This is a genomic window from Halogeometricum borinquense DSM 11551 (assembly GCF_000172995.2).
Classification (GTDB): Archaea; Halobacteriota; Halobacteria; order Halobacteriales; family Haloferacaceae; genus Halogeometricum; species Halogeometricum borinquense.
On the sequence record NC_014729.1, the window covers coordinates 1872629 to 1896861 of the forward strand.

Genomic DNA, 24233 nt, shown 5'->3' on the forward strand with positions numbered 1-24233 from the left:
CGCTACTGCCAGACGTCGCTGGTACAGTCGCCGTCCGGCCAGCGAATCTCGTGGGCGCGCGCCGGTCCCGTGGCGACCTCGCCGAAGTCAACCAAGAAGTCCTCATCGAGAGTCAACGTCCCTTTGCGCGGGTTGACGTCGGCTTTCAGCATTACCGATCCCTTCTCGGCCATTTCGGGGAAGAACTGGTTATCCCACGAGGAGTACAGCGATGTGGTCCAGTAGAGGCGCTCGCCGTCCAGCGAAAGCTGTAACATCTGTGGCCCAGCGACCAACTCCCGGTCTTGGACCGTGCGGATATCGCCGAAGTATCCGCCAATCGAAATCGAGTCAGCGCGGCGCGGCGACTTCGGATCGGAGATATCGTACATCCAGACCTCGCCGTGAAGCCAACTCCCACCGAACAGGTAGCGGTCGTCCATCGAGATGAGAATGTCAGTCGGCAGCGCCGGAACGGGCATGTCCCAGTCGTCGAGTTCGCGGCTCTCGAAATCGATGACCTTCTCGGCGTGATACCGGTCGTTTTCCTCCCAGAAGTGGAAGATATTCGATGAGAGCGCGGCGTTGACGTAGCCGTGGGTCGATTCCGGTGTGTGCAGAAAGCGCGTTTCCAGTGGGATGAGCCCTTCCTCGCCGAGATCAATCGTCTGTTCGAGTTCGTGTTCTTCCCAGTTCCAGAAGTTGAGTCGGTGGCCATACTTTCCTTCTTCGACATCCTCCATATCGAATCCGGGTTGGTAGGTCGCAGGTGCGGCCCATTCCGAGGAGACCATCACGTTATGCCGGGGTTGATACCAGAAGTCGTAGTTGAAGTCGATCTCGTTCGGTGGATCCCATCGCCCCTTGATCTCCAAATCATCGCCCAGTTCCAGAAATCCGCCGGGTAACTCCCCGTCGGCGTTCCCCAGCATGCTGATGACGATATCACCGTCGGGAATACAGTGGGTGGTGTGCGGCGCTGAAAGATCGTATTCGTGAACGGCATCAGGTTCGATCACGCGCTCGATCTGCGGATTCCGACGATTCTTCGTGTCGATCACGTGCAGGCGTGAGGAACGGTTGCCGGGGACGATGAGGTACCGGCGCTCCAGACCGCCGATATGACACGATGAGGAGCAGGCATTCCAGCCGAAGTGATGGAGTTCGTCGCCCCTATTGGGCATCTCGACGCGGTTGATGATCTCCTGGTAGGTCTCAGAGTCCGGATCAACGTCCACGACCGCCATGAAATCCGGAGCGTCGATATCTGTCCCGACGTACAGCCCCATTACGTAGGCGACCGATTCCGGCTCCGATTCTTCGATAGCGGCCTGCGGGGTCGCATACCCCGGTCCTTCGACCTCGTGATGTTCGTGTCCGTGCGCACCTGACTCTCCCGGTGATTCAGTATCACTCATAGCTACGTTTATGCTATCAATTATCATATACTTTTTGCAGAGGAATCTGATAGAACTCCGATTCAGAACTGTTAGATGCTGTAATCTGGCACCAAATACTCATCAACATTTGGGAACTAACTTTCAACTAACAAATTGCTCGAAGGGACGAAACCGGAGTGAACCCCGTCACAGATCGTTGCAGTCCTTTCTCGTTGGAAGGCATCCATTTGGGAATCACGACACGTCTCGGAGGACAGATATACTCAAACGTGTATATATGTCTGTTCTGGCTGGCAATTAGTTACACACCCGTGGTGTCTCGCAACCCTTTTGTCGCAGGAGTTTGGACGGTTTACATGGCGAACGACGTTTCCGAACGAGAATCCTTCTCCGAGAAACTGCAGGTACCAGAGGCGCTGACGTTCGACGACGTACTGCTCCGACCGATGGAGAGTCGAGTCGAACCCGACGACGCCGATGTCTCCACGCGCGTTTCGAAGAACGTTGAACTCAACGTCCCGATCCTCTCGGCGGCGATGGACACCGTCACCGAGAGCGGCATGGCTATCGGGATGGCCCGGGAGGGCGGTCTCGGCGTTCTGCACCGTAACATGGACATCGAGGCGATGGTGGCCGAGATCGAGCGCGTGAAACGCGCCGACGAACTCGTCATCCGCCGCGAAAACGTCGTGACGGCCCGTCCGGGGCAGACGGTCCGCGACGTGGACGAGATGATGGAACGCGAGGGCGTCTCGGGAGCGCCCGTCGTGGACGAGGAGGACGTTGTCCTCGGTATTATCTCCGGCACCGACATCCGCCCGTATCTCGAAGTCGGCGAGTCCGACGAGGTACGCGAGGCGATGACGGACGAAGTCATCACGGCCGAACGCGACGTGACGGCCCGTGATGCGCTCGAACTCATGTACGACCACAAGATCGAGCGCGTGCCCGTTGTGGACGAGGAAGGCCACCTCGTCGGACTGGTCACGATGCAGGGCATCCTCCAGCGACGTGAACACGAGCACGCCGCGCGCGACGACGACGGTCGTCTGGTTTGCGGTGTCGCCGTCGGTCCGTTCGAGACGGACCGCGCGGAGGCCGCCGACGAAGCCGGTGCGGACGTTCTCTTCATTGACTGTGCGCACGCGCACAATCTCAACGTCCTCGACAGCGCCCGCGAGATCAAGCAGTCTGTCGAAGCAGACGTCGTCGTCGGCAACATCGGCACGCGCGAGGCCGCCGAAGAGGCGGTCGATTTCGCTGACGGTCTGAAAGTCGGCATCGGTCCGGGATCCATCTGTACGACGCGCGTCGTCTCGGGTGCCGGGATGCCGCAGATTACGGCTGTCGCGGAAGTCGCGGACGTGGCCGCACCAGAGGGCGTGCCCGTCATCGCCGACGGTGGAATTCGCTACTCGGGTGACGCCATCAAGGCCGTCGCCGCGGGTGCTGACGCCGTGATGCTCGGATCGTACTTCGCGGGGACTGACGAGGCCCCCGGCCGCGTCATCACGATGAACGGCAAGAAGTACAAGCAGTACCGCGGCATGGGCTCCGTCGGCGCGATGAAATCCGGCGGCGGCGACCGCTACCTCAAAGACGCTGACGACGACGAGGAGTTCGTTCCGGAGGGCGTCGAGGCCGCAACGCCGTACAAAGGGACGCTCGCCTCCGAACTGCACCAACTCGTCGGCGGCATGCGCTCCGGCATGGGCTACGTCGGTGCCGAGACGATTCCGGACTTCAAGGAGCGCGCGGAGTTCGTCCGCGTCTCTAGTGCCGGACAGACGGAAGGCCACCCCCACGACGTGATGATTACGGACGAAGCGCCGAACTACAGCCCGCAGAACGACTAAGAGGCTCGTTCCGCGTCTCACGCGCGTTCGCCTTTTCGTCGCGGTACTGGCGTAACTCGACTCTCCCGTTGCTGTCGATGCAGTCTGTAGGCTCACGGGAAGAGCGGCATGTCCAGTCGCCACCACAACCACGACGAGGGAGAACGCCGACCCGCCGACCGACCGACAGATTTCGGTTCGGCCCTTTCTCGGAATCACTGTTCGTACCGCCTCAGCTACGTCGGCGTGCGTCCGCTTCGATCAACTGAGAGTGACGTGTATTGTTCACTCACACTGTGTGACACCAGCGGTCGTACAGCTCCGATACAATAATGATTAATGCAGAGTGATTTCCGATCAGTACATGGATTTGGCCGAGTTGCAAGACGCGTTAGAGGATGCCGGGCTTTCCCAGTACCAGGCGGAGGCGTACAACGCACTGCTTCAGTTAGGTGCCGCAAGTGCGACTGAGTTAGCCGATGCTTGTGCAGTTCCGACTGCACGCATCTACGATGTTCTGAGAGATTTAGAGACAAAAGGGTATATCGAGACGTACGAGCAGGACAGTCTTCGCGCCCGCGCGTGCGACCCTGAGACGGTACTCGAAGACTTGCGTAGCCGGGCGACGATGCTCGAAGCGGCGGCCGACGAGATCGAAGACCGGTGGGAAGCGCCCGAGGTTGACCGACACATGCTGAGCATCGTAAAACGCTTCGAGACGGTGTTCCAGCGGGCGGCGTCGATTATTCGGGAGGCAGAAAACGAGGTCCAACTGTCGGTCACGGCCGATCAGTACGAGGAGTTGAAACCCGCACTCCGCGAGGCATTCGAAAACGGCGCAATAGTCAAAGTCTCGCTGCACACCGACCCCGAGCGTGACGGTCCGTCGTTCGAATCGATGGACTTCGAGGGTGTCGTCACGGAGGCACGCCACCGGACGCTACCAACGCCGTTCGTTCTCCTCGTTGACCGGACGCAAACGTGCTTTGCGCCGCACGCCCACTCGTTGAACGAGTACGGCGTTCTCGTGGACGACTACACGCTGACTTACGTCTTTCACTGGTACTTCCAAACGTGTCTGTGGGAGGTACTGGACCAAGTCTACTCTGCACGCGACGACGAACCGCCAGTGGTCTATGCCGACGTTCGCCGGTGCGTCCGCGACATCGAACCGACGCTCTCGGAGGATGCGACGGTGCGAGCGACCGTGACCGGACTCGACACTGGAACGGGAGATCACGTCGAACTGACAGGCGAGATCACTGAGGTATACTATTCAGGGATGACCGACACCACTGCTGGGGCGGACAGTACCCCCGCACTGTCACAGTTAGCCGGACAGGTGTGTTTCACGCTTCGCGCGGGCGAGGAGACGTACACCGTCGGCGGGTGGGGTGCCGTCCTCGAAGATGTCGAGGCGACACGAGTGACCGTAACTAAATTGGAGTTATAGACCTACTTCCCCGTGTAAAAAAAGCGATTACGCTGTATAAGAATTGGGCCGCAACGTATAACTCCCCTCAGTTACCAACCTTTGACAGAAATCGATGAGGATCAGGAACGCGAACGTTCACGATGAACTGAATAAGGGGTATCTTGATATGGCCCCGTGTTTCATTCGATGACGTGCGTGTTTCCGCAACACCACAACAATACAAATGAGTGCTGACCAGCCGCTCGTGCTCATCGTGGAAGATGAGCCGGACCTCGCCGACCTGTACGCAACCTGGCTCAGGGAGAAATGTCGCGTTCGCGTCGCATACGGTGGCCGCGAGGCCCTCGACGAACTCGACGACGACGTCGATGTCGTTCTCCTCGACCGCCGGATGCCGGATCTCTCCGGAGACGAAGCCCTCACAGAGATACGGAACCGGGGATTCGAATGTCGTGTCGCCATGGTAACAGCTGTCGAACCGGATTTCGACATCGTAGCCATGGGATTCGACGACTATCTCGTAAAGCCAGTCTCCAAAGAAGCCCTCGAAGAGACCGTCGAAAACCTCCTCCGACGAAACACATACAACGACGGCGTCCAAGAACTGTTCTCGCTTGCCTCGAAGAAAGCACTGTTGGAGTCCGAGAAGGACCCTGCGACCTTAGAGGACAACGAGGAGTATCAGGAACTCGACGCGCGCCTCTCGAAGCTTCGCGAGGACTTAGACGAGACTCTCCAACAGTTCGACGAAGAACGGGATATTGCCGCCGTCTACCGGGATCTCGGCGACACCTCTGCCTTCGAGAATCTCGAGAGTTCTGAGTAACGAACAGAAATCGATCTGCTTCGACTGAATGACCCGTAGTGACGACGTTCGTCACGTGTGACTAGTCTAACGGACAGTATACCCCGTGTGAAGCGACCACAACGTTTATTTGTAAGAAATTATATCTAAATTGAGTTAATTTCATGTTAGATCTTCTAGAAAAAATTAATCTATCTGGGCGTTCTGTGTTCATACGTCATGTCCGAAACTGACACGAACGCGGTCGCACAGTACCTTGCCGAACACCCCCGCATGATGGGCGTCCTGTTCACGATGCTGCTGCTGCTCTCACAAGCAGGTTCAGTCGCAGCGGGAAACAACGCCGGTATCTACGGTCCGTAAATACTCAAAGACTATCTAAGTCCAGATCGTCACTCCACTGAAGTTGACCATTTACGAGTAATGGGATGTTTTCCAGATCCAAGAAGTCATTTAGTTCCTCTAAACTGAGTGTAAACGAATCAACCGAACCGGAACCGAGATAATGAGTCTCGACACTCGGAAGCAACGGTATTACGAGCCCACACATTCCAACGTGGCTTCCCGGATATACACGATAATCTACATTGAAACCCTCTGTTGTCCGGGTGATGACACACGTGTTAGGATATAAACCGTCACTCTGCGCAACTGCGAGTCCACCGTCACCGAGGACAATATAGCTGTCACCGACGGCGTTCTCACCGCGGACAAGTCCAAGTGCACTACGAATCGGAAATCCTTGATTCAGCAACCGAGCAAGCATCGAGCCGACCTCTACGGCACTACTGTTCACAACATCTTCGAGCGTGACGATACCGGCGATAGCACCCGCGTTGATCAGGTGCATCCCCTGTTCGTACGACCGGCAGGCGTTGAGTAAGAAGGCGTCCATCCCTACATCGGACAGTGTCGAGGCGTCCAACGTCCCGTCGGAACACTGGAATCCGTCGTTGTCGATGTGGCCGATGTAGTGGAAGAAGTCCGTCTGTGTGGCGAGGGCCTCGCGGAGTTCGTCTTTCGTCAGTTCGTACTGGACTTGCACGTCGAACGGAAGCTTTTCGCGCGACCCGTACACCGCTTCTACGTCCTCGCGCTCGTCTGCCATCCGCGGGTCGTTGCAGACGACGGTGATACCGATATCACCCTCCGTCGGCGACCGATACAGACGATTGCGGTACGCTTGCAGGGATGCTTTGCTCGCCCCGATGGGCGTCCCGTCACCCAACCACGCCTGCTCGAGCGAATCCGTTTTCTCGGGTTGGACGTAGCTTCGTTCGGGTAACGATGCAGACTGCGTCGCGCTCCGCGTAAACCCGGCGTTGGGGGTCTGCGGCGACGACCGCAGGAAGGCATCGACTGCCTCCGCCTGTGTCGTCGAACCCGCCGACGGTTTCGTGTGTGGCGTCCGAACGATTGCCAAGTCGTTTGCAACGAACGGAAGCAGTTCGACGTTCCCCGGCGTCGGCGTCACGTGCGTCGTGAGTTTCCACTCGGGAACGTGCCCGGCGACCGTCTCGTACGGAACCTGTAGGTAGGCTTCGACCTGTTCGGCCGTGGGTCGGTCGTACAACGCGGCAAAGTCGAGATCAAGGTCCGATTCGACCGCTTGCCGTTCGTGCAACTCGACCTGATAGTAGCCTTCCGTTCGAGTGAGACAGTCGAGGAAGAACGTCTGCTTCAGAACGCGCTCGACTTCCCGCTCGTACCCCGCGGTTGTATCGAGGTCGTATGTGAATCCGCTGTCAGTGCGAAGTCGCGGCGTGTCGCCTTCCACGACGGTTGCACCGAGATAGTACGCTAACGGTGCCGCCACGTACACGTGCCGATACGTCGCCGGCAGTTCGAGCGTGATGCCCGTCTCCGGCGGTGCCAAATCTGGCGGTGCTTTGAACTGCTCGCCGCGTTCGATAAGCGGCGGATGCCCGCGGAGTGTGGGATACGAGCGTTCGGGCGACGTCGATTTCAATGCGGACCCGAGAAGCGACACCGCGCGCATCATCGAACGCGGGTCGTCGGGTGTCGTTATCGTCGCTGCCGGTCGCTTGTGGTGTGACCGCGCACCGACGAGAACCTCCGTTTCCTCGTCGAACGAGATGGTCGTCTGCGTCGCATCGGAAGTTATCGTCACCGGTGCGTTGACGCGTACGTACGTCTTCACCGGGGCGAACAGTTCGAGACTGTACGTCGCGCGCGGGAACGACTCCGAGGCGAAGTGTTCGGTCTGGCCGAGCATCTGTCCCTCGTCGTCGCGGATGCAAACTGAGACGACCGTCTGGAGTTCGAGCTGATCCGTTTGGAAGCGAACTGCGGCGTCAGCGGGGAACCAGAACGCACTCGGGTCGGTGGGTTCCGGGTCGATCACCGAAGGTGTCGAAAGTTCGAACTGATGACGCTCTATCGGGTCGGTAACCACGACTCCGTCACCCCCGGATGCGGCGTCGAGCGAGAGTTCGAGATACGTCTCTGAACTATCAAATGACGGCGAACTCTCAGAATCCCCGAACCCTTCCATCATCTTTTCAGTCACGGTTCACGACTAAAAGCGTGTTGGTAGTTGACAAGTGTCAAATTTGAATAATTTTGGTCATCCCAGAACGAGCCAATCTGAAGTTATATTGGCATCGCGGAAGTGCCATCGTTGTTGTAGTTCCGTCCCATCCAATCGGAGTTCAACGGTCGCATCAAACAATGGCTCAAGAACGAGTGCAGCGTTATCGTCTTTCTCACGCGGAAGCCAGAAGTGAACCATCCCGTTGACAGTACGAACGTGGTTTGCGAGAATATGTGAGAACTGAAACGCTGTTTCGAGATCGTACTCCGCGAGAAGAACCGGTAAGCAGTCGAATGCGAGACGAAGCTCCGCAGGAGTCATTCCGCCGGCGATGCTCTCAAACTGCTCTATGATCTTCGTAATCTCTCGACCGAGTGCGATAATGTCACCATCGACGCGTTGAGCCAACGCGTTCCGCGTGGCCTCTGCGTCCATCGCAGTTTCGAGGTCGGGCGAGGAAATCGTCGGATTGCTCGCGCTAACCGCCGCAGTGCTCCGGGCAGTCGTCTCGAATTCGATGATACGAGTCCATTCGGGCGTTTGACGCCGAATGGCGTCCAGGCGGGAGTCCTGCTTACCGTCGGAAACTCCTGTCACGAGAAGGCGGCGTCGCAACTCTCCATCACCGAGCATCCGCGCCGAAGCACGTCGGTATACCTCTGCCGGAACCGAGCCGACGACAAGAAGTGCGCTTCCACGCTGTTTCAGGTTGTCGAGGGCCGAAGCGAGTTCCGGGGCATCCGACTGGACGGTGTTAGCCCCGTCTCCCTGATCCATTCGTATGTATTCACGGCACCACACCAAATAATACTTTGTGTATCTGATGGGTCTTGTATCTAGAGTATTCGCAACGGCGAAATATGTCGTTTGGAGAGAACGAACGGCGTTCGTGAGACGAATCGTGGTCTTCTCTGAGTATCACTGTAGATAGTGTCCTATACACGAGTAACCGTCGTCTTCGGCGGTTGCACTGACATCGTCGACCGACGACTACGGAGACACTGGATGGACAGTCCCGGAGAAATCGTAATAGTCGTGGTGCGTGTGAAGTCGCTGCCGAATCGCTTCGATATCGCCCGCAGGAATCGACTCGAAGAACGCTCGTGTCCGCTGTAACTTCTGCTGGCACGTCGAGTCGTCACAGTCGGTTTCAGTCTCGACAGCGTGCGTTGTCTCGACGGCGACGTCAGCACCGAAACACTGGTCGAACGCGTATTTCGCTCTTGGGGCGTGGAAATCGTCGGTCACGAGGCTGAGTTCATCGATATCGAGGCCGAGGTTGTCACAGAGGACGCGGGTAAAGTACGCGTTCCCAATCGTGTCGTGGGCAAACGGGTCCAACACGATTCGGTCGGGATCAACGCCCTGCCGGACCGCATACTCTCCCATCACACCGCACTCCGTTCGGTCGATGTGCTGATTCGTTTGCCCGCCCGAGAAGAATAGAGACGACGCATCAGTAGCATTGAACGCCCGTATCCCCGCGTTAACTCGTGCTCGAAGCCGTTCGTGAATCTGTGACGATTCGAGACGATGCCCCAGCACGACGACGATCATACGTCCGATAGCATGCTACCAAATATAATATTTTTGTACATTCTTGAGATACTGACTTTCACCGAGTCGCGTACGGAGGCTGATGCTGGCGATTGCCCGGGTCACACTCGGTGAATACCTGAATTAGCCTCTCGAACGGCCGTACAAGCCATTGCAGAAGAAGTGAGGCAGAAACGACGAGAGTGCGCCGCCGGTTAGTTGTCGCCGCTGACGATGTCCGCGACTCGCTGGCGGTCGAACAACTGTTCGTCTGCGGGGATTTCCGGATACGGTTCGCCGTTCGTGTAGCCCGGCCACTCGCCGAACTGGTCGGGATACAGTTGTTTTGCGGTCATTTCGAGTTGGAAGAGATTGAGAAGCGGACCCTGACGCCGGGTCCCTTGGACGTACACTTGTCCCTCTTCGACCGCAGTGATTTTCTTGGCGACATCGTGGTCTTCCAGCTTTGCCCTGATGTCGTCGATATTGTGGTACTCTGTCATCGGCCCCAGCACGAGAAGCACGTCCGGGTCTGCTTCGAGGAGCGTCTCGTAATCCAGCGTGATGTCGTCACCGACGTTCTCGTAGCTGTCTCCGACCGCCTCGGTGAGTGCGTCAGTCGCTCCTAACGGCCGAGTGTGGGAGGCGTAGTAGCCGGGTGCGTTGGTTTTGTATCCCCACATGCTATCGTCAGAAGACGAAAACAGGACCATTGCCGCGCTCGGTCGCTCGCTTTCTGGTGGGAGATTCGCCTCGATTGTGGTCAAAAGCGAGTTGTGAACGTCCGCAAGCGCCTTGTACCGCTCTTCCTCTTGGAACACCTGCGCGACCCTCCCGAAGGTTTCCCAGAGCGTGTAATACTCGTAGCCGTCTTGCCACGCCGCCGGTGGCTGCTGGTGGGCGTCGCTGAAGGTGTTCCCGAACCACGGGGCGACGTTCTCTTTGATTTCCTCGATATCAGATTCGTCCCATCCTTCCGCCGTCGCGACTCTCGCTGGGTCGGCGAGGTGAACGTCACTGTCGAGTTCGTAGAGTTTCTCCTTGGTGGGCGGCCACGAGGAGTACAGTCCGTCCCAATCGACGGATACGCCGTCGAGGTGATGAGTAAACTTGCTCCACAGCGATTGGATGTACCCCGGCGCGTGCATCGCGTTGATGTTGTCGCCGTACCCGAGCGCGAGCGCCATATCAGTGTGGTGGCTCAGTATCGTAAACACGTTCTCAGGAACCGACTCGAACTCGACCTCGCCGACCGGAGAGATCGTAGCCGAATATCCCGAGTCGTCTGATTCCGCCTCCGTCGACCCGGTCGCTGTCGATTCAGTCGTCGTCTCCGACGCGTTTGTCGTGGGCGTTGACGATGCATCCGTGTCGCCCATACAGCCAGCGAGCAGACCCCCAGTGAGAACAGTCCCACCGTACTTCACGTAGTCCCGTCGAGTCGATTCAGGGCCGTTGTCATTTCCAGACATGCACTTTAGGCTTCCCTAAAAACAAAAAGAGGTTTCGGTTTTCGGACAGAAAACAGGACCATCGGTTCGCTCAACCCCCGAGACAGCGCGGGTGAACACAAATAAACGCCACGTAGCAACTCGCGTTCGTCACCGGCGTGTCATCGCTGTCGCCCGATCCGCCGATCCTCTCAAAAGCCCTTGTCGGGGCGAACGGGTTACAGGTTGTTGCGGCGATTCACTCGCGTACGAACGACTCGATGCGGTTCAGTGCCGTCTTCAACTCGGACATGCTCGTCGCATAGGACACGCGGAGGTGGCCCTCTCCGCTCTCTCCGAAGACGCGGCCGGGAACGAGCGCGACTTTTTCCTCTTGGAGGAGGGCTTCCGCGAACGCCTCGTCGTCTTCCCATCCCGGTGGACACTTCGGGAAGACGTAGAACGCGCCCTTCGCCTCGAAGCAGTCCATCCCGATGTCGTTGAACCGGGAGATGACGAACCGGCGTCGCCGGTCGTAGGCACGGCGCATCTCGTCAACGGCGTCGTCACACGACTCGATGGCTTCGAGGGCGGCGTACTGCGCTGTCGTCGGCGCCGAGAGCATCGTGTACTGATGGATCCGGTTCATCGCATCGATGATGGCGGCGGGTCCGAGCGCGTACCCGAGTCGAAGGCCGGTCATCGCGTAGGCTTTCGAGAACCCGTTGAACACGACGGTCCGTTCGCGCATCCCCGGGAGTGTGGCGATGGAGACGTGGTCGTCCTCGTACCGGAGCGCCGCGTAGATTTCGTCGGAGAGGACGAACAGATCGTGTTCGCGCGCGAACTCCGCCACGTCAGCGAGTTCGTCGCGGGTCATCACCGCACCGGTCGGATTATTCGGGTAGCAGAGGACGAGCACGTCCGCTTCTGCCGCTCCCGCGCGTTCGAGGTCGTCGTACCCGACCGCAAAGTCCGCTTCGGCGCGTGTGGGGACCGACAAGGCCTCACCGCCCGCGAACGACACCGTCGGTTCGTAGGAGATGTACGACGGTTCGGGGACGGCGACGATATCGCCCGTATCAACGAGTGCGCGCATCGCCAGGTCAACGGCTTCGCTCGCACCCGCGGTGACGAGTATCTCGTCGTCAGGGTCGTACTGCTGGTCGTAGCGCTCGACCCGTCCGGCGATGGCCTCGCGGAGTTCTCGCATCCCCCGATTCGAGGTGTAGGAGGTGCGACCGCGTTCCAGCGAGTCGATAGCGGCGGTTCGTGCGGCCCACGGCGCAGAGAAGTCCGGTTCTCCGACACCGAGCGAGATGACATCGTCCATCTCCTCTGCGACCTCGAAAAACCGGCGGATACCCGACGGTGGCGTCTCGCGCGCGAGTGTCGAGAGATAGTCACTCATGGCGAGAACGTGAGTCGGTCGTCATCATCGCCGTCGCCCATCTCGATGCCGCGGTCCTTGTACGTCTCCATGACGAAGTGTGTGACCGTCTGCGTCACCTCGGGGATGGGAGCGATGCGTTCGGAGATGAACCTAGATACGTCGTGCATCGAGTCACCTTCGACAGTGAGCGCGAAGTCGTAATCGCCCGAAACCAAACAGAGCGACGTCACTTCTGGGAACTTGGCGATACGGCGCGAAATCTCCTCGTATCCCGTCTCGCGGTCGAGTTCGACGTTCAACTCGACCTGCGCTTGCACGTGTTCTTCGTCCACGCGGTCCCAATCGACGACCGCTTGGTACCCGCGGATGACGCCGTCTTCCTCCAACTCGTCGATGAGTGCTTCGACCGCTGCTGCGTCGAGTCCAGTCTGTCGAGCGATGTCTTCTGGGCTCTCACGAGCGTTGCGGAGCAACAGGTCGAGCAGTTCCCGCTTGTCGTCCATACTACCGAGTTGCGGTCCCGGGTAAAATGGTTTGCTCCCGACGCAAGCATGTGTCACCGGCCGAGACACTACACGGGGGACGAAACTGGGAGGCTATAATTCAACGACGAGACATCCGAGTTCGACGCAATCGTTATCTGACGCCCGCCGAAACAGGGATGTATCTATGTCGAAACATCGGCGCGGGGAACAACGGCAGAAGTGGAGCCGACTCGCAGGCGGCCGGTCCCGGCGAGCGTTTTTGAAAGCCGGCGGCGCAGCAGGTGTGGCCGCGTTAGCCGGGTGCTCCGGTGTGCAGGATGGGGGTGGAACCACGACCGGAGCGACGACGGGGACGGCGTCGTCGATGGCCGATTCGCTGACGATATTCCACGCGGGAAGCCTCGAACCGCCGTTCAGCGCGGCCGAAGCCGCGTTCGAGGAACAGTACGATGTCGAAGTCAATCGCGAGGCGAAGGGGTCGGTGGCATCCACGAAGAAGATCACACAGCAGGGCCGACGCGCCGACGTACTCGGCGTGTCTGATTTCCGTCTCATCAGAAACCGCGTGCTTCCGGAGTACGGGAAGTGGTACTCCATCTTCACGACGAACTCGATGTCGATCCAGTACCGCGAGGACTCCAACGGGGCAGAAGACATCAGTACAGACAACTGGTGGGAAGTGCTCTCGCGGGACGGCGTGACTATCGGGCACAGCGATCCGGCCGTAGACCCCGGTGGATACCGTGCCGTCATGACCCAACAGTTGGGTGCGAAGTCGTTCGACGGGGCGAAGCTCTACGACCAATCGACGTACGAGAAACTGCGGGCGAACTCGGTCGTCCCTACGGGGACCGAGACGAATCTCGAAGGCCAACTAAAGTCGGGCAAACTCGACTACGCCATCTACTACCAGTCGATCAGTTCGACCTCGGAACTCCCGTACATCGATCTCCAACCGCAAGTGGACCTCTCGAAAGCAACGTCTGAATACGCCGAACACTACGCCAAAGCGACGGTTGAGACGGACAGCGGGACGTTCACTGGCGCACCCATCGCCTACGGAATTACCGTTCCCGACGTGGCCGACGCGCCGAATCTCGGCGCGAAGTGGGTGGAGTTCATGCTCAACGGCGAAGGGCAAAACGCACTCGAAGCAAAAGGTCTCGTCCCGGTCGAACCCGCCGTCGTCCCGAAGTCCGGGGCTGACGCCGTGCCGTCGAACGTGATGGAGTACGCGACTGCGAAGTCCACGCTCGGGCCGATGGAACTGTAACCACAGTTCAGCGAATCCATGTCCGCACCACCAACGGCAGATGTAGGCACCGGGCGGAGCAGTGCGTTCGAGACGCTTCCACGCGGGTCGCTCGTGGTGGCGTTCGCCGTCGTCCAACTCGTCGCGTTCGCGGCGACATACACCGCTGGAATACCGACTGTGTACGCGGGGTTTGCGCTGTTGAGCGTCTTCGGCGCGGCCGTCGCCGCCAACGAAGGCGTGTTCGGCGTGACTATCGCCGTCCTCGGGAGCGTTCTTCTGTTGGCCGTCGGGTTGCCGCTTGCGATGTTCGTCGCCCGTCAGCGACCGTCGCTCATCCTCGAACGTGCGCTTGATCCCGATGTCCACCGGATGTTGTACCTCTCCGTGTACGCTCCCTTACTCGCGGCGCTCGTGAGCGTCATCTTCGGTGTTCCGCTCGCACTCGCACTCTCGCGGGGGTTCCCCGGCCGGACGCTCGTCGCAAGTCTCGTCGATCTACCGCTCGTCGTTCCGCACTCCGCGGCGGGCATTATCGTCCTGTTCGGTTTCGGACGAGGCGGCGCGTTCCCGCAGTTAACTGTCCTCGGGACGGTAACCGGGATGGTGCTGGCGATGGTGTTCGTCAGCGCGCCGTACGCGGTCAACAGCGCCCGCGAAGCGTTCGAGGCGGTAGACGACCGTCTGGAGTACGCCTCGCGGATTCACGGTGCGAGTCGCTTCGAGACGTTCCGGCGGGTGACGGGACCGCTGGCCGTTCGCGGCATCGTGACCGGCGGCGTGCTGGCGTGGGCGCGGTCGGTCTCGGAGTTCGGTGCGGTGGCTATCGTCGCCTACAGCGTTCGATTCTTCTACCCGCCCGCGGGACGTGAGGTGACGAGCCAGCACGCCCCCGTGTTCATCCGGAAGGCGTACCTGACCGGCGGTCTCGATCAGAGCGGCGCGGTCACGTTCCTTTTGCTGCTCGTCTCGACGGCCGTCTTCCTCATCATCCGATGGCTCGCCGCCGATACGACCAGAACGGGAGGGATTCGATGACGCTCTCGGTCGATGTCGAGGCGACGTTCACCGCGCGCGGAGCGGACCCGTTCACCACGGCCGCGGCGTTCGAAGTCAAGCGCGGTGAGACAGCGGTCGTTCTCGGCCCCAGTGGAAGCGGGAAGTCGCTCCTCCTTGAGACAGTCGCGGGGTTCCACTCACACGATGGGTCCGTCGCTCTCGACGGCACCGACCTCACGCCTAAGGCACCCGAAAACCGCCGGTTCGGATTCGTGTTCCAGAACTACATGCTGTTTCCGAACATGACCGTCGCGGAAAACGTTCGGTACGGCGACCGCTATCACGAGACGACGGGCGACGCGGCGGAACTGCTGGCCGAACTCGGAATTAGCGATCTTGCGGATCGGTACCCATCGACATTGTCCGGCGGCGAGAAACAGCGGGTCGCACTCGCGCGTTCGCTGTACGTTCGCCCGGATGTTCTCCTCTTGGACGAACCGCTCTCGGCGCTCGACGTGCCGACGCAGACACGACTCAGACAGGACATGCTCGATGTCCTCGATGGCGTCACCGCGGTCTACGTCACGCACGACCGGACGACGGCCCGAACGCTCGCCGACCGGATACTGGTGATGAACGAGGGGCGTATCGTCCAGCGCGGAACGCCCGACGCCGTCTTCGACCGTCCGACATCGCAGTTCGTCGCGCAGTTTACCGGAAGTAACTGTGTCCCCCTCGACACCGACGATCTCCGCAGTGCCGTTGATGGGTCGGGAAACGCCGAATATCTCGCTGTCCGTCCGGAAAACGTCCGACTCGACAACGGATCGGGCGACGTTACGGCGAGAGTCGAACGAGTCGTCCGTGAGGATGCCGTGTTCCGCGTGACCCTCGCTGTCAGCGACCACCGGATCGATGCCTACACTACTGATCCGCCCGCGCCCGGATCTTCCGTCGGCGTTTCGTTCGAGGAGTCCGCAAGTACGTTGCTCTGAGAGCGAGAAAACGATTCACTCGGTAGTTGTCGTCCGAATTTCGTAGGCTAATACCACTAGCGTAGCGAGTAACAGCAACATGAGGGCGACTTCGTCGAACGTATCGACGACTGACGGGCCCTCGGTGGCGATTCCACGGAGCGTTTCCCATTGGATGGACACCCAAACGAGACTGACCAAGAACAGAGAGAGCGCACCACTCCAGCGTTTAACGTGATGGGTGAGCTTCATATGTGGGTGAACTCGAGAGACACGGTTGAAATATCTGTGTTCTAATGATACCAATCGAATAGGTATGGATTCGAGACTGTTCCTTGCATCCACCGACGTATTGGAAAAGACACAATAGGCGTGCGAACACCAACTCTGTCGATGGCCCTCTCTGACGTCTTTCTCACCCCGCTGGGATTCGCCGCCCTTGCCGCCGCGATTCCCATCCTCATTCTGTATCTGGTTCGCCCCGATCCGCGGCGGATTCAGTTCCCGACGTACCAGTTCCTCACAGAGGACCAACGAGAGAACGAGTCGAACCCGGTATTCGAACGACTCAAACGAAGTACGCTGTTGCTGTTGCAACTGCTGGTGATTCTCCTGCTCGCCACGGCGCTGTCCACGCCGTACGTGTCTACTTCGCAGTCCGAAACCGTCGAGGAGACGGTCTTAGTCGTGGATGCAAGCGCCAGCATGAACGTTCAGTCCGACGGCGGGACGCGATTCTCGCGTGCTGTCTCCGAGGCGCAGGATGCCGTCACCGGCACTACCTCTATCGTCGTCGCCGGTGCGGAGCCACGTGTCGAACTCCGGAGCGGGCCGGCGGACGATGCGAAGTCGGTTCTCACGGGTCTGTCGCCCACTGACGCACCCGGTGATTTACGCTCGGCCATCTCTACAGCGGCATCTATCGCGGGTGAAGGATCCCGAATCGTCGTCGTAAGCGACTTCGCCGATGACAGTGCGTGGCGGGACGCGGTCCGCGTTGCCCGCGCTCGCGGTCTGTCGGTCGAACTCCGCCAGTTCAATGGCGGCGGGGCAGGCAACGTTGGTATCGTCAGCCGGTCGTTTTCGGGCACCGAGGTGACGGTGTCGCTGAAGAACTACGGCAACGATTCCGTGACGCGAAGCGTCTCGCTCGGCGGCACACAGAAGTCGCTGTCGCTCGGCCCGGGCGACGTTCGTTCGGTGACGTTCCAGATTCCGGCGAGCGGCGGGACGGTCACACTTTCGCCCGGCGATGACTTCCCGACGGACGACACCGCTTCGGTCGCCGCACCGCCGGACGCCGTCGTGGACGTTCTCGTCGTGACGAACGACGAGAACAACTACCTCACGACCGCGCTCTCGGTCATCGATAGCGTCAAACTCACGGTGAAGAACCCGCCGACGCCGACGGACGGCAACTACGACGTGGTCGTCTACTCGAACGTGGAGGGCGAACGACTCCTCGCGGGCAACCTGCAGGCGGGACGTGACGCAATCAAGAACGGCGGCGGCGTCGTGATTCAGGCGCAGTCACCCATGCCGAAGCGGTACGACGATCTGCTTTTGCTCTCCCCCAACGGAACGGGGACGAACCCGACGCTCACCTCGCCCGCAAAGACGGAACTGATGCGGAACATCAACTTCCCACCGCCGGAGCTGTACCTCCAAGGCGAACTCCGCGAGGGGAAGGCGCTCTTGAAAACGGCAGATGGTACGCCGATGATCGCAACCGCCCAGCGCGGTTCCGGCCAGATACTCTACTACGGCTACATCGAGTCGGACTCGTCGTTCAAGTACAACTACCAGTATCCGGTGTTCTGGAAGCGCGCTGTCTACGACCTCGCCGGACGGCCGCCGCTCTCGGCGTTGAACGAGCAGACCGGCACGCGCCTGTCGTTCGAGAACGAGACGAGCATTACGACGCCCGAGGGTGCGGTCACCGCGTCGTCTGTCCGTCTCGACGATTCCGGGTTCTACGAAGTTGACGGCACGCGATACAGCGCGTCGCTGTTGAGTGAATCCGAGTCCGCCGTCGTCGCGTCCGACATCGGCGCCACAGATAACGAGAGCGTGGCGTCGCGCGAGGAAGAGAAAACCGCTCCGGACCCGCTGACCGAATGGGTCGCACTCGCCGCTATCGGTGGCGTCGTCCTCGAAGTCGCCTACCTCCGCCGACGAGGTGATCTCTAATGGTCGGCTTCGAGCTCCCAACGGGCATGACTGTCGGCGTAGAGCGGCCGCTGTTCCTCCTCGCTTTGCCCATCGGGGTCATCCTCCTGTGGGCGTTCGTGTGGTACAGAGCGGACGGAACGGCGTCAAATCGGAGTCGGCAGTGGTTCTTCGTCGTGCGCATCCTCACCGTCGTCCTCCTCGTCGTTTCCGCCGCCGGACCGTACACGGCCCAGTCAACCGAGACCTTGGGGGAACCGAAGGTGACACTCCTCGTAGATCGCTCTGATAGTACGACTGTCGCGCCCCAACGCGCCGACAAAGTTGCGTCGGCTATCGAGAAAGCGGGTGTTCCGGTGGCGACGACGACGATTGCCAGCGGCGGCTCCTCGCCTATCGGCGACGGTGTGGCCGCGAACCTCCGCGAGAACGGGAGCGTCCTCCTCCTTTCGGATGGCAGGGTGACAGAGGGACGGTCGCTTTCCGAGGTAACGGAACTCGCTCGGTCGCTGAACACCACCGTCTCCACCGTTTCGCCCGAACCCAACACGAAAGAACGGTATGTGTCGGTTAACGGTCCCTCGAAGACGAGCGTCGGCGTCGAAAGCACGTTCCTCGTCAGCGTCGGCGGCGTCGAAATAAACACGCCGGCCAAAGTGACCGTCGCGGTAGACGGCGAGCAAGTGTTGGAGACGACGATTCAGAACGCCACCGACGCCCGCGAGTTCACGCACACGTTCTCGGAGACGGGGACGCATCGAATCACCGCGGAGATGGAATCGACCGACAAGTTCGAACAAAACGACGTGTTCCGCAAGACGGTCCGCGCCGTAGACCGGCCGAAGATTCTGTACGTCTCCGAGCGGGGCTACCCGTTCGAGAGTTACCTCCGCAACGTGTACAACGTCGAAAAGCGGTCGTCAGTTCCCGAAGACCTCTCGCCGTACTACGCCGTCGTCGTGCAGGATATGCCCGCGAGCCGTATCGGCAACGTGGACGCTCTCCAAGAGTACGTCATCGATGGCAACGGACTGCTTGTCGTCGGCGGACCGAACTCGTTCGAGAACGGTAACTACGAGAGTTCCTCGCTGGCGTCGATGCTCCCGGTGACCACCGGCGACGGGAGAGGCCAATCAACGAACATCGTCCTCTCAATCGACGTTTCGGGGAGTTCCAAAGGCGGTATGCGCGTACAGAAAGCCGTCTCGCTCTCCGCGCTGAAACAACTCGGCGACGAAAACGAAGTCGGCATCGTCGGCTTCAATCATCGCACCTACAGCGTCGCAGAGCGACAGCCGCTTGGCCCCAACCGCGAGGCGCTGGCTGACCGAATTCGTCGTCTACAGGCGGGCGGCGCAACGGACATCGCAGGCGGTCTCCGCGGTGCGGGGAAAATGCTCGGCGACGATCCGGGCACGGTCATCCTCATCAGCGACGGACACGACCGGGTCGAAGAGTCCATCAGTTACGCCAAACAGCTCCGCTCGGAAGGCAAGCGTATCATCGCAATCGGTGCGGGGAAGAACCCCAACGAGAAGAACCTCCGCACTATCGCCCGCGCGTCCGGCGGGAGTTACTTCCGCGCGACCGAGACGAACCGCCTCAATATCCTGTTCGGCGGGGCGCAGTCGTACGAGGGCGAAGGCCTGACCATGGTTGATCCGAACACGTTCATCACGTCCGGTGTGAGGCTGACGGCGAATCCGGGTTCGACCAATGACGTGTCCATCCGACGTGGCGCGGACTTCCTCGTGGCGAGCGAGGACGGCACGCCCGCTGTCGCCACGTGGCGCTACGGTCTCGGTCGCGTCGCCACCATCACGACGTACGGCGCGGACGGGAGCCTCGACGGCCTCCTCGGCAAGCCCGATTCGCTGCTCTTGACGAAATCGACGAATTACGTCATCGGCGATCCGGAACGGAAAGCGACCGGCATCACCGGCATCTCAGATACTCGCGTCGGGTCTTCGACGACAGTGACGTACCGCGGTGACGAGCGCCCGTTTGTCGAGGGCGTAAGCTTCCGGCAAGTCGGTGACGGGGCGTACCGGGCATCAGTAACGCCCGACGAGGCTGGCTTCCACGAGGTGATGGACGCCGCGTACGCCGCAAACTACCGAGCCGAGTACGGCGCGTTCGGTCCGGATCCCGCTCTGGACGACTTAGTGGATGGAACCGGCGGTAAGGAGTTCACCGCGGATCAGGGCGAGGAAATAGCCGAGTTCACCCGCGAACAGTCCCGACGGGTTCGGTCCGTCAAAACTGACTGGACGTGGCTAGCGCTAGTACTCGCGCTCGTATCATTCAGTCTCGATGTCATCTATCGGCGGGTTCAAGTCCGTCGGAGCAGTACCGCTGGTGAAGGAGGCTTGACATGAGTTTCATCGGCCGCCCAATCAACCTCGCCCTCGTCGCTGTCGTCGCCCTTCTCCTCACCGGGACAGTGGGTGCGACAATGATGTATCAGTCATCGGCGAGTGATCTGGAAACCCAGAACGATCAGTTGCGCGAACGGAACAAAAACCTTCGCGCGGAGCTAGAGTCCGCGCGAACCGAGCTAAAGGTCCTCCGCGAACGCGTCAACGACCTCAATCAGAGCCTCCAGCAGACGCAAGGAGACGTTGGACACGTCGCTGCGGAGTTAGAATCGACAGAGAAGTTGCTGAACCACACGCAGGCGGAACTGGAACGCACCGAGACGTCACTCGAAGAAAAGCGCGAACAGTTAGAGTCCGTCCGCGACAACCTCGATGAGGCCCGGAGCAAAATCGAGGAACTCGAAAAGAAGAACAAGACGTTAGAGGAGCAAGTCGCGGAGCTGAAAACGGAGAACAAAGAGCTCTCGGAGGAAGTTGATGACTTACGGGACGATCGCGACGACCTACAGCGTGACCTCCGAGAGGTCTGCGACGACTGGAGCGAGGAGGCGAACAGCCCCCCGCCTCCGGAGTGTTAGTGATGACAGAGGCAAACGACGAACGCGAGTTCGACGCTGACTCGGGATTTGACTGGACTGTCGAGTCCAAAGACGGCGCTGGCGATGCCGCGACAGCGGTCTCCAACGGCGACAGCGACGAGACGGACGGCTCCGACGACAGCAACGAAGTGACTCCCGACGAGGCGGAGACGGCTGCTGGGGAGGCTAACGAGGCGACAGCTAACGAGACGGCGGCCGACAGAGACACATCGACCGCCCAGATGCGTGCGGCAATCTCGGAAGTCCGCCGTGAGGGGCGCAAAATAGCGTTCCTCTACGCGCTCCTCGACGCCGGATTGGTCGCACTCGCTGTGAATATCGGTCTCCGTCTGTTTCGCCCGGATGCACTCGGCGGAGCGCTTTCGCTCCCCGGCGCAGTCGCCGGTGCTGGTGGTGTTGTCCCAGCAACAATTTACGGTTCGACTATCGCGGGCCTCGGTATCGGTATCCTCACCTTCGTCGCCGAGTTCTCCTTTCGGACGCGACGCCCGCTTGTCGAACAGTTCGAGACGGCCAACCCCGCTGTTAGAGAAGAACTCAGAACCGCACGGGACAGCATCGAAGATGGCACGGACACCGAGATGGCTCGTCACCTCTACGAGGACGTTCTCGGCGACCTGCGCGAGACATCGAGTCTCGAACTCGTCGGGACGCGCCGCGTCGTCGTCACCTCGCTTCTCGTCGTCGTCGTGAGTCTCGCCAGCATTCACGTCGCGGTCGTCGGTTTAGACCTCTCTCAGACGTTCGACGACGGCGATCAGGCCGGCTCACTGCAACCGAATCCGGATGAACCGGATCGAGAAGACGAAGATTTAGAGGACGGCGAACAGATTCTCGGTGACGCCGAAAACATCTCTGCGGGCGATGAGAGCATCAACGCCTCCGTCCAAGGAACCGGAAGCGGCGAGGGGACGAGCGGTTCGACCGCACCGCCGTCCTCCTACGACGACAGCGGATTTGCTGATGCAGCCGTCGAGAGCCAACAGGCGGGATACGCCGAATCGGAGAACGTCGAAGACGCGGAGCTCATCCGCGAGTACAACCTGAAAATACGCGACGAAGACGACGAAGACGATACCTGAGACGACAATGCCTGGAGACGACATCGACCGAGTGCAGAAGAAACTGTCCCGCGTCCGCGGTGAGATAGCAAAGCGAATCGTCGGCCAGTCCGACGTAATCGAGCGTCTGCTCGTCTGCATTCTCTGCGACGGCAACGCGCTCTTGGAGTCGAATCCCGGTCTCGGGAAGACGACGCTCGTCCGGACGGTGGCCGAAGTGACCGACCTCTCCTTTTCACGGATCCAGAACACGCCCGACCTCATGCCGTCGGACATCACGGGGACCGAAATCATCCGCGAGATCGACGATGGTCGGGAGTTCGTCTTCGAGAAGGGGCCGGTGTTCGCAAATCTCGTCCTCGCCGACGAGATCAACCGCGCGACGCCGAAGACGCAGGCCGCCCTCCTCGAAGCGATGCAAGAACAACAGGTGACGGCGGCGGGCGAGACGTACGAACTCCCCCGTCCGTTCTTCATCCTCGCCACGCAGAACCCCATCGACCAAGGCGGCACGTACCCACTCCCCGAGGCGCAAACCGACCGCTTCCTGATGAAAATCCTCGTCGATTACCCCGAAGAAGACGAGGAGTTCGAGATTGTGAATCGGTACACCGGCGGCGGGACGGCACCCGAAGTCGAACGCGTCTTGAGTCGCGTGGAACTGCAACGCGCACAGCAGTTCGTCCAGCAGATGCCGATTGCGGACGATATCCGCGACCGGACGGTGCGACTGGTTCGTTCGACGCGCGAGGCGGAGAACGTCGAGTTCGGGGCGAGTCCCCGTGCGAGCATGGGTCTCGTCCTCGCGGCGAAGGCGCGCGCGTTCCTCGCAGGGCGGTCGCACGTCAGTTGGGAGGACGTCGAAGAGATGGCACTGCCCATCCTCCGCCACCGCATCCTCTTGGACTTCCGCGCCGAACGCGAGGGGATCACGCCGGAGGATGCGGTCCGACAACTCCTTGATGAGGCGTAACCGTGACCATCGAACCGGACTTCTTCGCCGAACTCGAACGGTTCGAAGCCTCGCTGCAGCGCATCTCCGAAGACGTTCAGCAGGGCGAACAGGAGTCCCGAAGCGTCGGTGAAGGACTAACGTTCAGCGACTACCGTCGGTACGCGCCCGGCGACGACACGCGACTCATCGACTGGCGGGTGTACGCGCGAACCGAGGAGTACTACGTCAAACAGTTCGAGGAAGAACGAAATCTCACTGTCCACGTCCTCGTGGATACCTCGGCGTCGATGGACTACGGCGACGGCGACGCACACAAGTTCGAGTTCGGCGCGAAAATCGGTCTTGGATTCGCCTACCTCACCGCCGAGGAGAACAACGACTTCCGCTTTTCGACGTTCCGCAACCGACCGAAGCGTCTCGACACCGGACGGTCGAATCGGGGAGACCTCCTTCGGGTCGTTGACCTGTTGAACGAGACGGAGTTGTCGGACAAGGCTGATCTCGTGTCCGCGCTCGAAGAATACGCGAGTACCATCCACTCTCGCTCACTGGTAGTCGTCGTCAGCGACTTTCTCACCGACCCCGACGAAGTGGAGTCGGCCGTCGCCGCCCTCGAAGAGAACGACGTGATACTCGTACAGACGCTCGCGCCGGACGAGCTCGACCCTGACGTGACGGGCGACACCATCTTCGAGGACCCCGAGTCCGGCGATTCCTTGCGGTCGTACTTCGGTGGCTCCATGGCCAACAAGTACCACGACAGACTCCAGTCGCACGTCGAAGCCATCTCCGAACGGGCGACGACGCACCGTGCGGACCACATTCTCGTGAACACGGGGGCTGCGTTCTTCGACGCCTTCGCAGACGTGTGGGTCGAATAACGATTCTCCGACCGAGAAGTCGGAGCCTCTTCTCGTCAGCAACTCCTCAGAATCTCCGACAACGGTGCTACTGTGACGAAAAACGGGAGAACGGACGCGTATAGTTCTTCGTG

The 24233-nt window shown here is 60.2% G+C and carries 21 protein-coding genes; 13 read left to right on the top strand and 8 right to left on the bottom strand.

The window, feature by feature from the left end:
• Positions 1–2: 2 nt before the first annotated feature.
• The gene (locus HBOR_RS09425; RefSeq protein ID WP_006057024.1) at positions 3–1397 is read right to left on the bottom strand and encodes a selenium-binding protein SBP56-related protein; all 1395 of its coding nucleotides are present in this window, start codon (positions 1395–1397) and stop codon (positions 3–5) included.
• Between the two features lie 338 nt (positions 1398–1735).
• Here HBOR_RS09425 and guaB point away from each other — a divergent pair, with 338 nt between their 5' ends.
• From guaB to HBOR_RS20010, 4 genes are all read left to right on the top strand, one after another.
• Positions 1736–3235, top strand: a complete 1500-nt coding sequence (gene guaB / locus HBOR_RS09430) for an IMP dehydrogenase (RefSeq protein WP_006057023.1) — start codon at positions 1736–1738, stop codon at positions 3233–3235.
• Between the two features lie 343 nt (positions 3236–3578).
• Positions 3579–4667 (top strand): TrmB family transcriptional regulator, encoded by a 1089-nt coding sequence (locus HBOR_RS09435; RefSeq protein ID WP_006057022.1) that lies wholly within the window; start codon positions 3579–3581, stop codon positions 4665–4667.
• Positions 4668–4872: 205 nt separating this feature from the next.
• Entirely contained in the window at positions 4873–5475 is a 603-nt protein-coding gene (locus tag HBOR_RS09440) for a HalX domain-containing protein (protein ID WP_006057021.1), read from the top strand.
• Between the two features lie 198 nt (positions 5476–5673).
• Positions 5674–5817, top strand: coding sequence for a DUF7503 family protein (locus HBOR_RS20010; protein ID WP_006057020.1), 144 nt, complete (start codon positions 5674–5676; stop codon positions 5815–5817).
• A 4-nt stretch (positions 5818–5821) separates the two neighbouring features.
• Here the strand turns inward: HBOR_RS20010 and HBOR_RS20650 are convergent, their stop codons facing one another.
• From HBOR_RS20650 to HBOR_RS09470, 6 genes are all read right to left on the bottom strand, one after another.
• Complete coding sequence (locus HBOR_RS20650) at positions 5822–7972, bottom strand: hypothetical protein (RefSeq protein ID WP_006057019.1); 2151 nt, start codon at positions 7970–7972, stop codon at positions 5822–5824.
• Between the two features lie 69 nt (positions 7973–8041).
• Positions 8042–8785, bottom strand: coding sequence for a DUF7504 family protein (locus HBOR_RS09450; protein WP_006057018.1), 744 nt, complete (start codon positions 8783–8785; stop codon positions 8042–8044).
• Between the two features lie 213 nt (positions 8786–8998).
• A complete protein-coding gene (locus tag HBOR_RS09455) occupies positions 8999–9565 on the bottom strand; it encodes a YdcF family protein (RefSeq protein ID WP_006057017.1) in 567 nt (188 codons plus the stop codon).
• A gap of 194 nt (positions 9566–9759) precedes the next feature.
• The gene (locus HBOR_RS09460; protein WP_013440620.1) at positions 9760–11016 is read right to left on the bottom strand and encodes an ABC transporter substrate-binding protein; all 1257 of its coding nucleotides are present in this window, start codon (positions 11014–11016) and stop codon (positions 9760–9762) included.
• A gap of 217 nt (positions 11017–11233) precedes the next feature.
• The gene (locus HBOR_RS09465; protein WP_006057015.1) at positions 11234–12385 is read right to left on the bottom strand and encodes a pyridoxal phosphate-dependent aminotransferase; all 1152 of its coding nucleotides are present in this window, start codon (positions 12383–12385) and stop codon (positions 11234–11236) included.
• Positions 12382–12870, bottom strand: a complete 489-nt coding sequence (locus HBOR_RS09470; RefSeq protein WP_006057014.1) for an Lrp/AsnC family transcriptional regulator — start codon at positions 12868–12870, stop codon at positions 12382–12384. The genes HBOR_RS09465 and HBOR_RS09470 overlap by 4 nt, the downstream gene beginning before the upstream one ends.
• A 166-nt stretch (positions 12871–13036) precedes the next feature.
• On the opposite strand from HBOR_RS09470, the gene HBOR_RS09475 reads away from it, so the two are divergent.
• From HBOR_RS09475 to HBOR_RS09485, 3 genes are read left to right on the top strand one after another with little or no spacing between them, the layout of a single operon-like run.
• A complete protein-coding gene (locus tag HBOR_RS09475; RefSeq protein ID WP_006057013.1) occupies positions 13037–14125 on the top strand; it encodes an extracellular solute-binding protein in 1089 nt (362 codons plus the stop codon).
• Positions 14126–14143: 18 nt separating this feature from the next.
• Positions 14144–15142: an ABC transporter permease gene (locus HBOR_RS09480; RefSeq protein ID WP_006057012.1), complete on the top strand. Its 999-nt coding sequence runs from the start codon at positions 14144–14146 to the stop codon at positions 15140–15142.
• A complete protein-coding gene (locus tag HBOR_RS09485) occupies positions 15139–16098 on the top strand; it encodes an ABC transporter ATP-binding protein (protein ID WP_006057011.1) in 960 nt (319 codons plus the stop codon). Before HBOR_RS09480 ends, HBOR_RS09485 begins: the two co-directional genes overlap by 4 nt.
• 15 nt (positions 16099–16113) lie before the next feature.
• Here HBOR_RS09485 and HBOR_RS09490 read toward each other — a convergent pair whose 3' ends face one another.
• Entirely contained in the window at positions 16114–16329 is a 216-nt protein-coding gene (locus HBOR_RS09490) for a hypothetical protein (RefSeq protein WP_006057010.1), read from the bottom strand.
• A 141-nt stretch (positions 16330–16470) separates the two neighbouring features.
• Here HBOR_RS09490 and HBOR_RS09495 point away from each other — a divergent pair, with 141 nt between their 5' ends.
• The 6 genes from HBOR_RS09495 to HBOR_RS09520 are packed head-to-tail and all read left to right on the top strand — an operon-like array spanning position 16471 to position 24120.
• A complete protein-coding gene (locus tag HBOR_RS09495; RefSeq protein ID WP_006057009.1) occupies positions 16471–18267 on the top strand; it encodes a DUF7408 domain-containing protein in 1797 nt (598 codons plus the stop codon).
• Complete coding sequence (locus tag HBOR_RS09500; protein WP_006057008.1) at positions 18267–20624, top strand: VWA domain-containing protein; 2358 nt, start codon at positions 18267–18269, stop codon at positions 20622–20624. The genes HBOR_RS09495 and HBOR_RS09500 overlap by 1 nt, the downstream gene beginning before the upstream one ends.
• Positions 20621–21202: a hypothetical protein gene (locus HBOR_RS09505; protein WP_006057007.1), complete on the top strand. Its 582-nt coding sequence runs from the start codon at positions 20621–20623 to the stop codon at positions 21200–21202. The genes HBOR_RS09500 and HBOR_RS09505 overlap by 4 nt, the downstream gene beginning before the upstream one ends.
• 2 nt (positions 21203–21204) lie before the next feature.
• Positions 21205–22305 carry a DUF7502 family protein gene (locus tag HBOR_RS09510; protein WP_241432432.1) on the top strand — a complete coding sequence of 367 codons (1101 nt, stop codon included), beginning with the start codon at positions 21205–21207 and terminating at the stop codon, positions 22303–22305.
• Positions 22306–22312: 7 nt separating this feature from the next.
• Positions 22313–23257, top strand: a complete 945-nt coding sequence (locus tag HBOR_RS09515; RefSeq protein WP_006057005.1) for an AAA family ATPase — start codon at positions 22313–22315, stop codon at positions 23255–23257.
• A gap of 2 nt (positions 23258–23259) precedes the next feature.
• Positions 23260–24120 carry a DUF58 domain-containing protein gene (locus HBOR_RS09520; protein WP_006057004.1) on the top strand — a complete coding sequence of 287 codons (861 nt, stop codon included), beginning with the start codon at positions 23260–23262 and terminating at the stop codon, positions 24118–24120.
• Positions 24121–24233: the final 113 nt, after the last annotated feature.

Bases quoted from the DNA above. Each gene is read 5' to 3' on its own strand.
- HBOR_RS20010 (WP_006057020.1), top strand. From the start codon at position 5,674: ATGTCCGAAACTGACACGAACGCGGTCGCACAGTACCTTGCCGAACAC.
- HBOR_RS09505 (WP_006057007.1), top strand. From the start codon at position 20,621: ATGAGTTTCATCGGCCGCCCAATCAACCTCGCCCTCGTCGCTGTCGTC.
- HBOR_RS09425 (WP_006057024.1), bottom strand. From the start codon at position 1,397: ATGAGTGATACTGAATCACCGGGAGAGTCAGGTGCGCACGGACACGAA.
- HBOR_RS09490 (WP_006057010.1), bottom strand. From the start codon at position 16,329: ATGAAGCTCACCCATCACGTTAAACGCTGGAGTGGTGCGCTCTCTCTG.
- HBOR_RS09450 (WP_006057018.1), bottom strand. From the start codon at position 8,785: ATGGATCAGGGAGACGGGGCTAACACCGTCCAGTCGGATGCCCCGGAA.
- HBOR_RS09460 (WP_013440620.1), bottom strand. From the start codon at position 11,016: ATGTCTGGAAATGACAACGGCCCTGAATCGACTCGACGGGACTACGTG.
- HBOR_RS09495 (WP_006057009.1), top strand. From the start codon at position 16,471: ATGGCCCTCTCTGACGTCTTTCTCACCCCGCTGGGATTCGCCGCCCTT.
- HBOR_RS09470 (WP_006057014.1), bottom strand. From the start codon at position 12,870: ATGGACGACAAGCGGGAACTGCTCGACCTGTTGCTCCGCAACGCTCGT.
- HBOR_RS09515 (WP_006057005.1), top strand. From the start codon at position 22,313: ATGCCTGGAGACGACATCGACCGAGTGCAGAAGAAACTGTCCCGCGTC.
- HBOR_RS09475 (WP_006057013.1), top strand. From the start codon at position 13,037: ATGTCGAAACATCGGCGCGGGGAACAACGGCAGAAGTGGAGCCGACTC.
- HBOR_RS09440 (WP_006057021.1), top strand. From the start codon at position 4,873: ATGAGTGCTGACCAGCCGCTCGTGCTCATCGTGGAAGATGAGCCGGAC.
- HBOR_RS20650 (WP_006057019.1), bottom strand. From the start codon at position 7,972: ATGATGGAAGGGTTCGGGGATTCTGAGAGTTCGCCGTCATTTGATAGT.
- HBOR_RS09455 (WP_006057017.1), bottom strand. From the start codon at position 9,565: ATGATCGTCGTCGTGCTGGGGCATCGTCTCGAATCGTCACAGATTCAC.
- HBOR_RS09485 (WP_006057011.1), top strand. From the start codon at position 15,139: ATGACGCTCTCGGTCGATGTCGAGGCGACGTTCACCGCGCGCGGAGCG.
- HBOR_RS09435 (WP_006057022.1), top strand. From the start codon at position 3,579: ATGGATTTGGCCGAGTTGCAAGACGCGTTAGAGGATGCCGGGCTTTCC.
- guaB (WP_006057023.1), top strand. From the start codon at position 1,736: ATGGCGAACGACGTTTCCGAACGAGAATCCTTCTCCGAGAAACTGCAG.
- HBOR_RS09480 (WP_006057012.1), top strand. From the start codon at position 14,144: ATGTCCGCACCACCAACGGCAGATGTAGGCACCGGGCGGAGCAGTGCG.
- HBOR_RS09500 (WP_006057008.1), top strand. From the start codon at position 18,267: ATGGTCGGCTTCGAGCTCCCAACGGGCATGACTGTCGGCGTAGAGCGG.
- HBOR_RS09510 (WP_241432432.1), top strand. From the start codon at position 21,205: ATGACAGAGGCAAACGACGAACGCGAGTTCGACGCTGACTCGGGATTT.
- HBOR_RS09465 (WP_006057015.1), bottom strand. From the start codon at position 12,385: ATGAGTGACTATCTCTCGACACTCGCGCGCGAGACGCCACCGTCGGGT.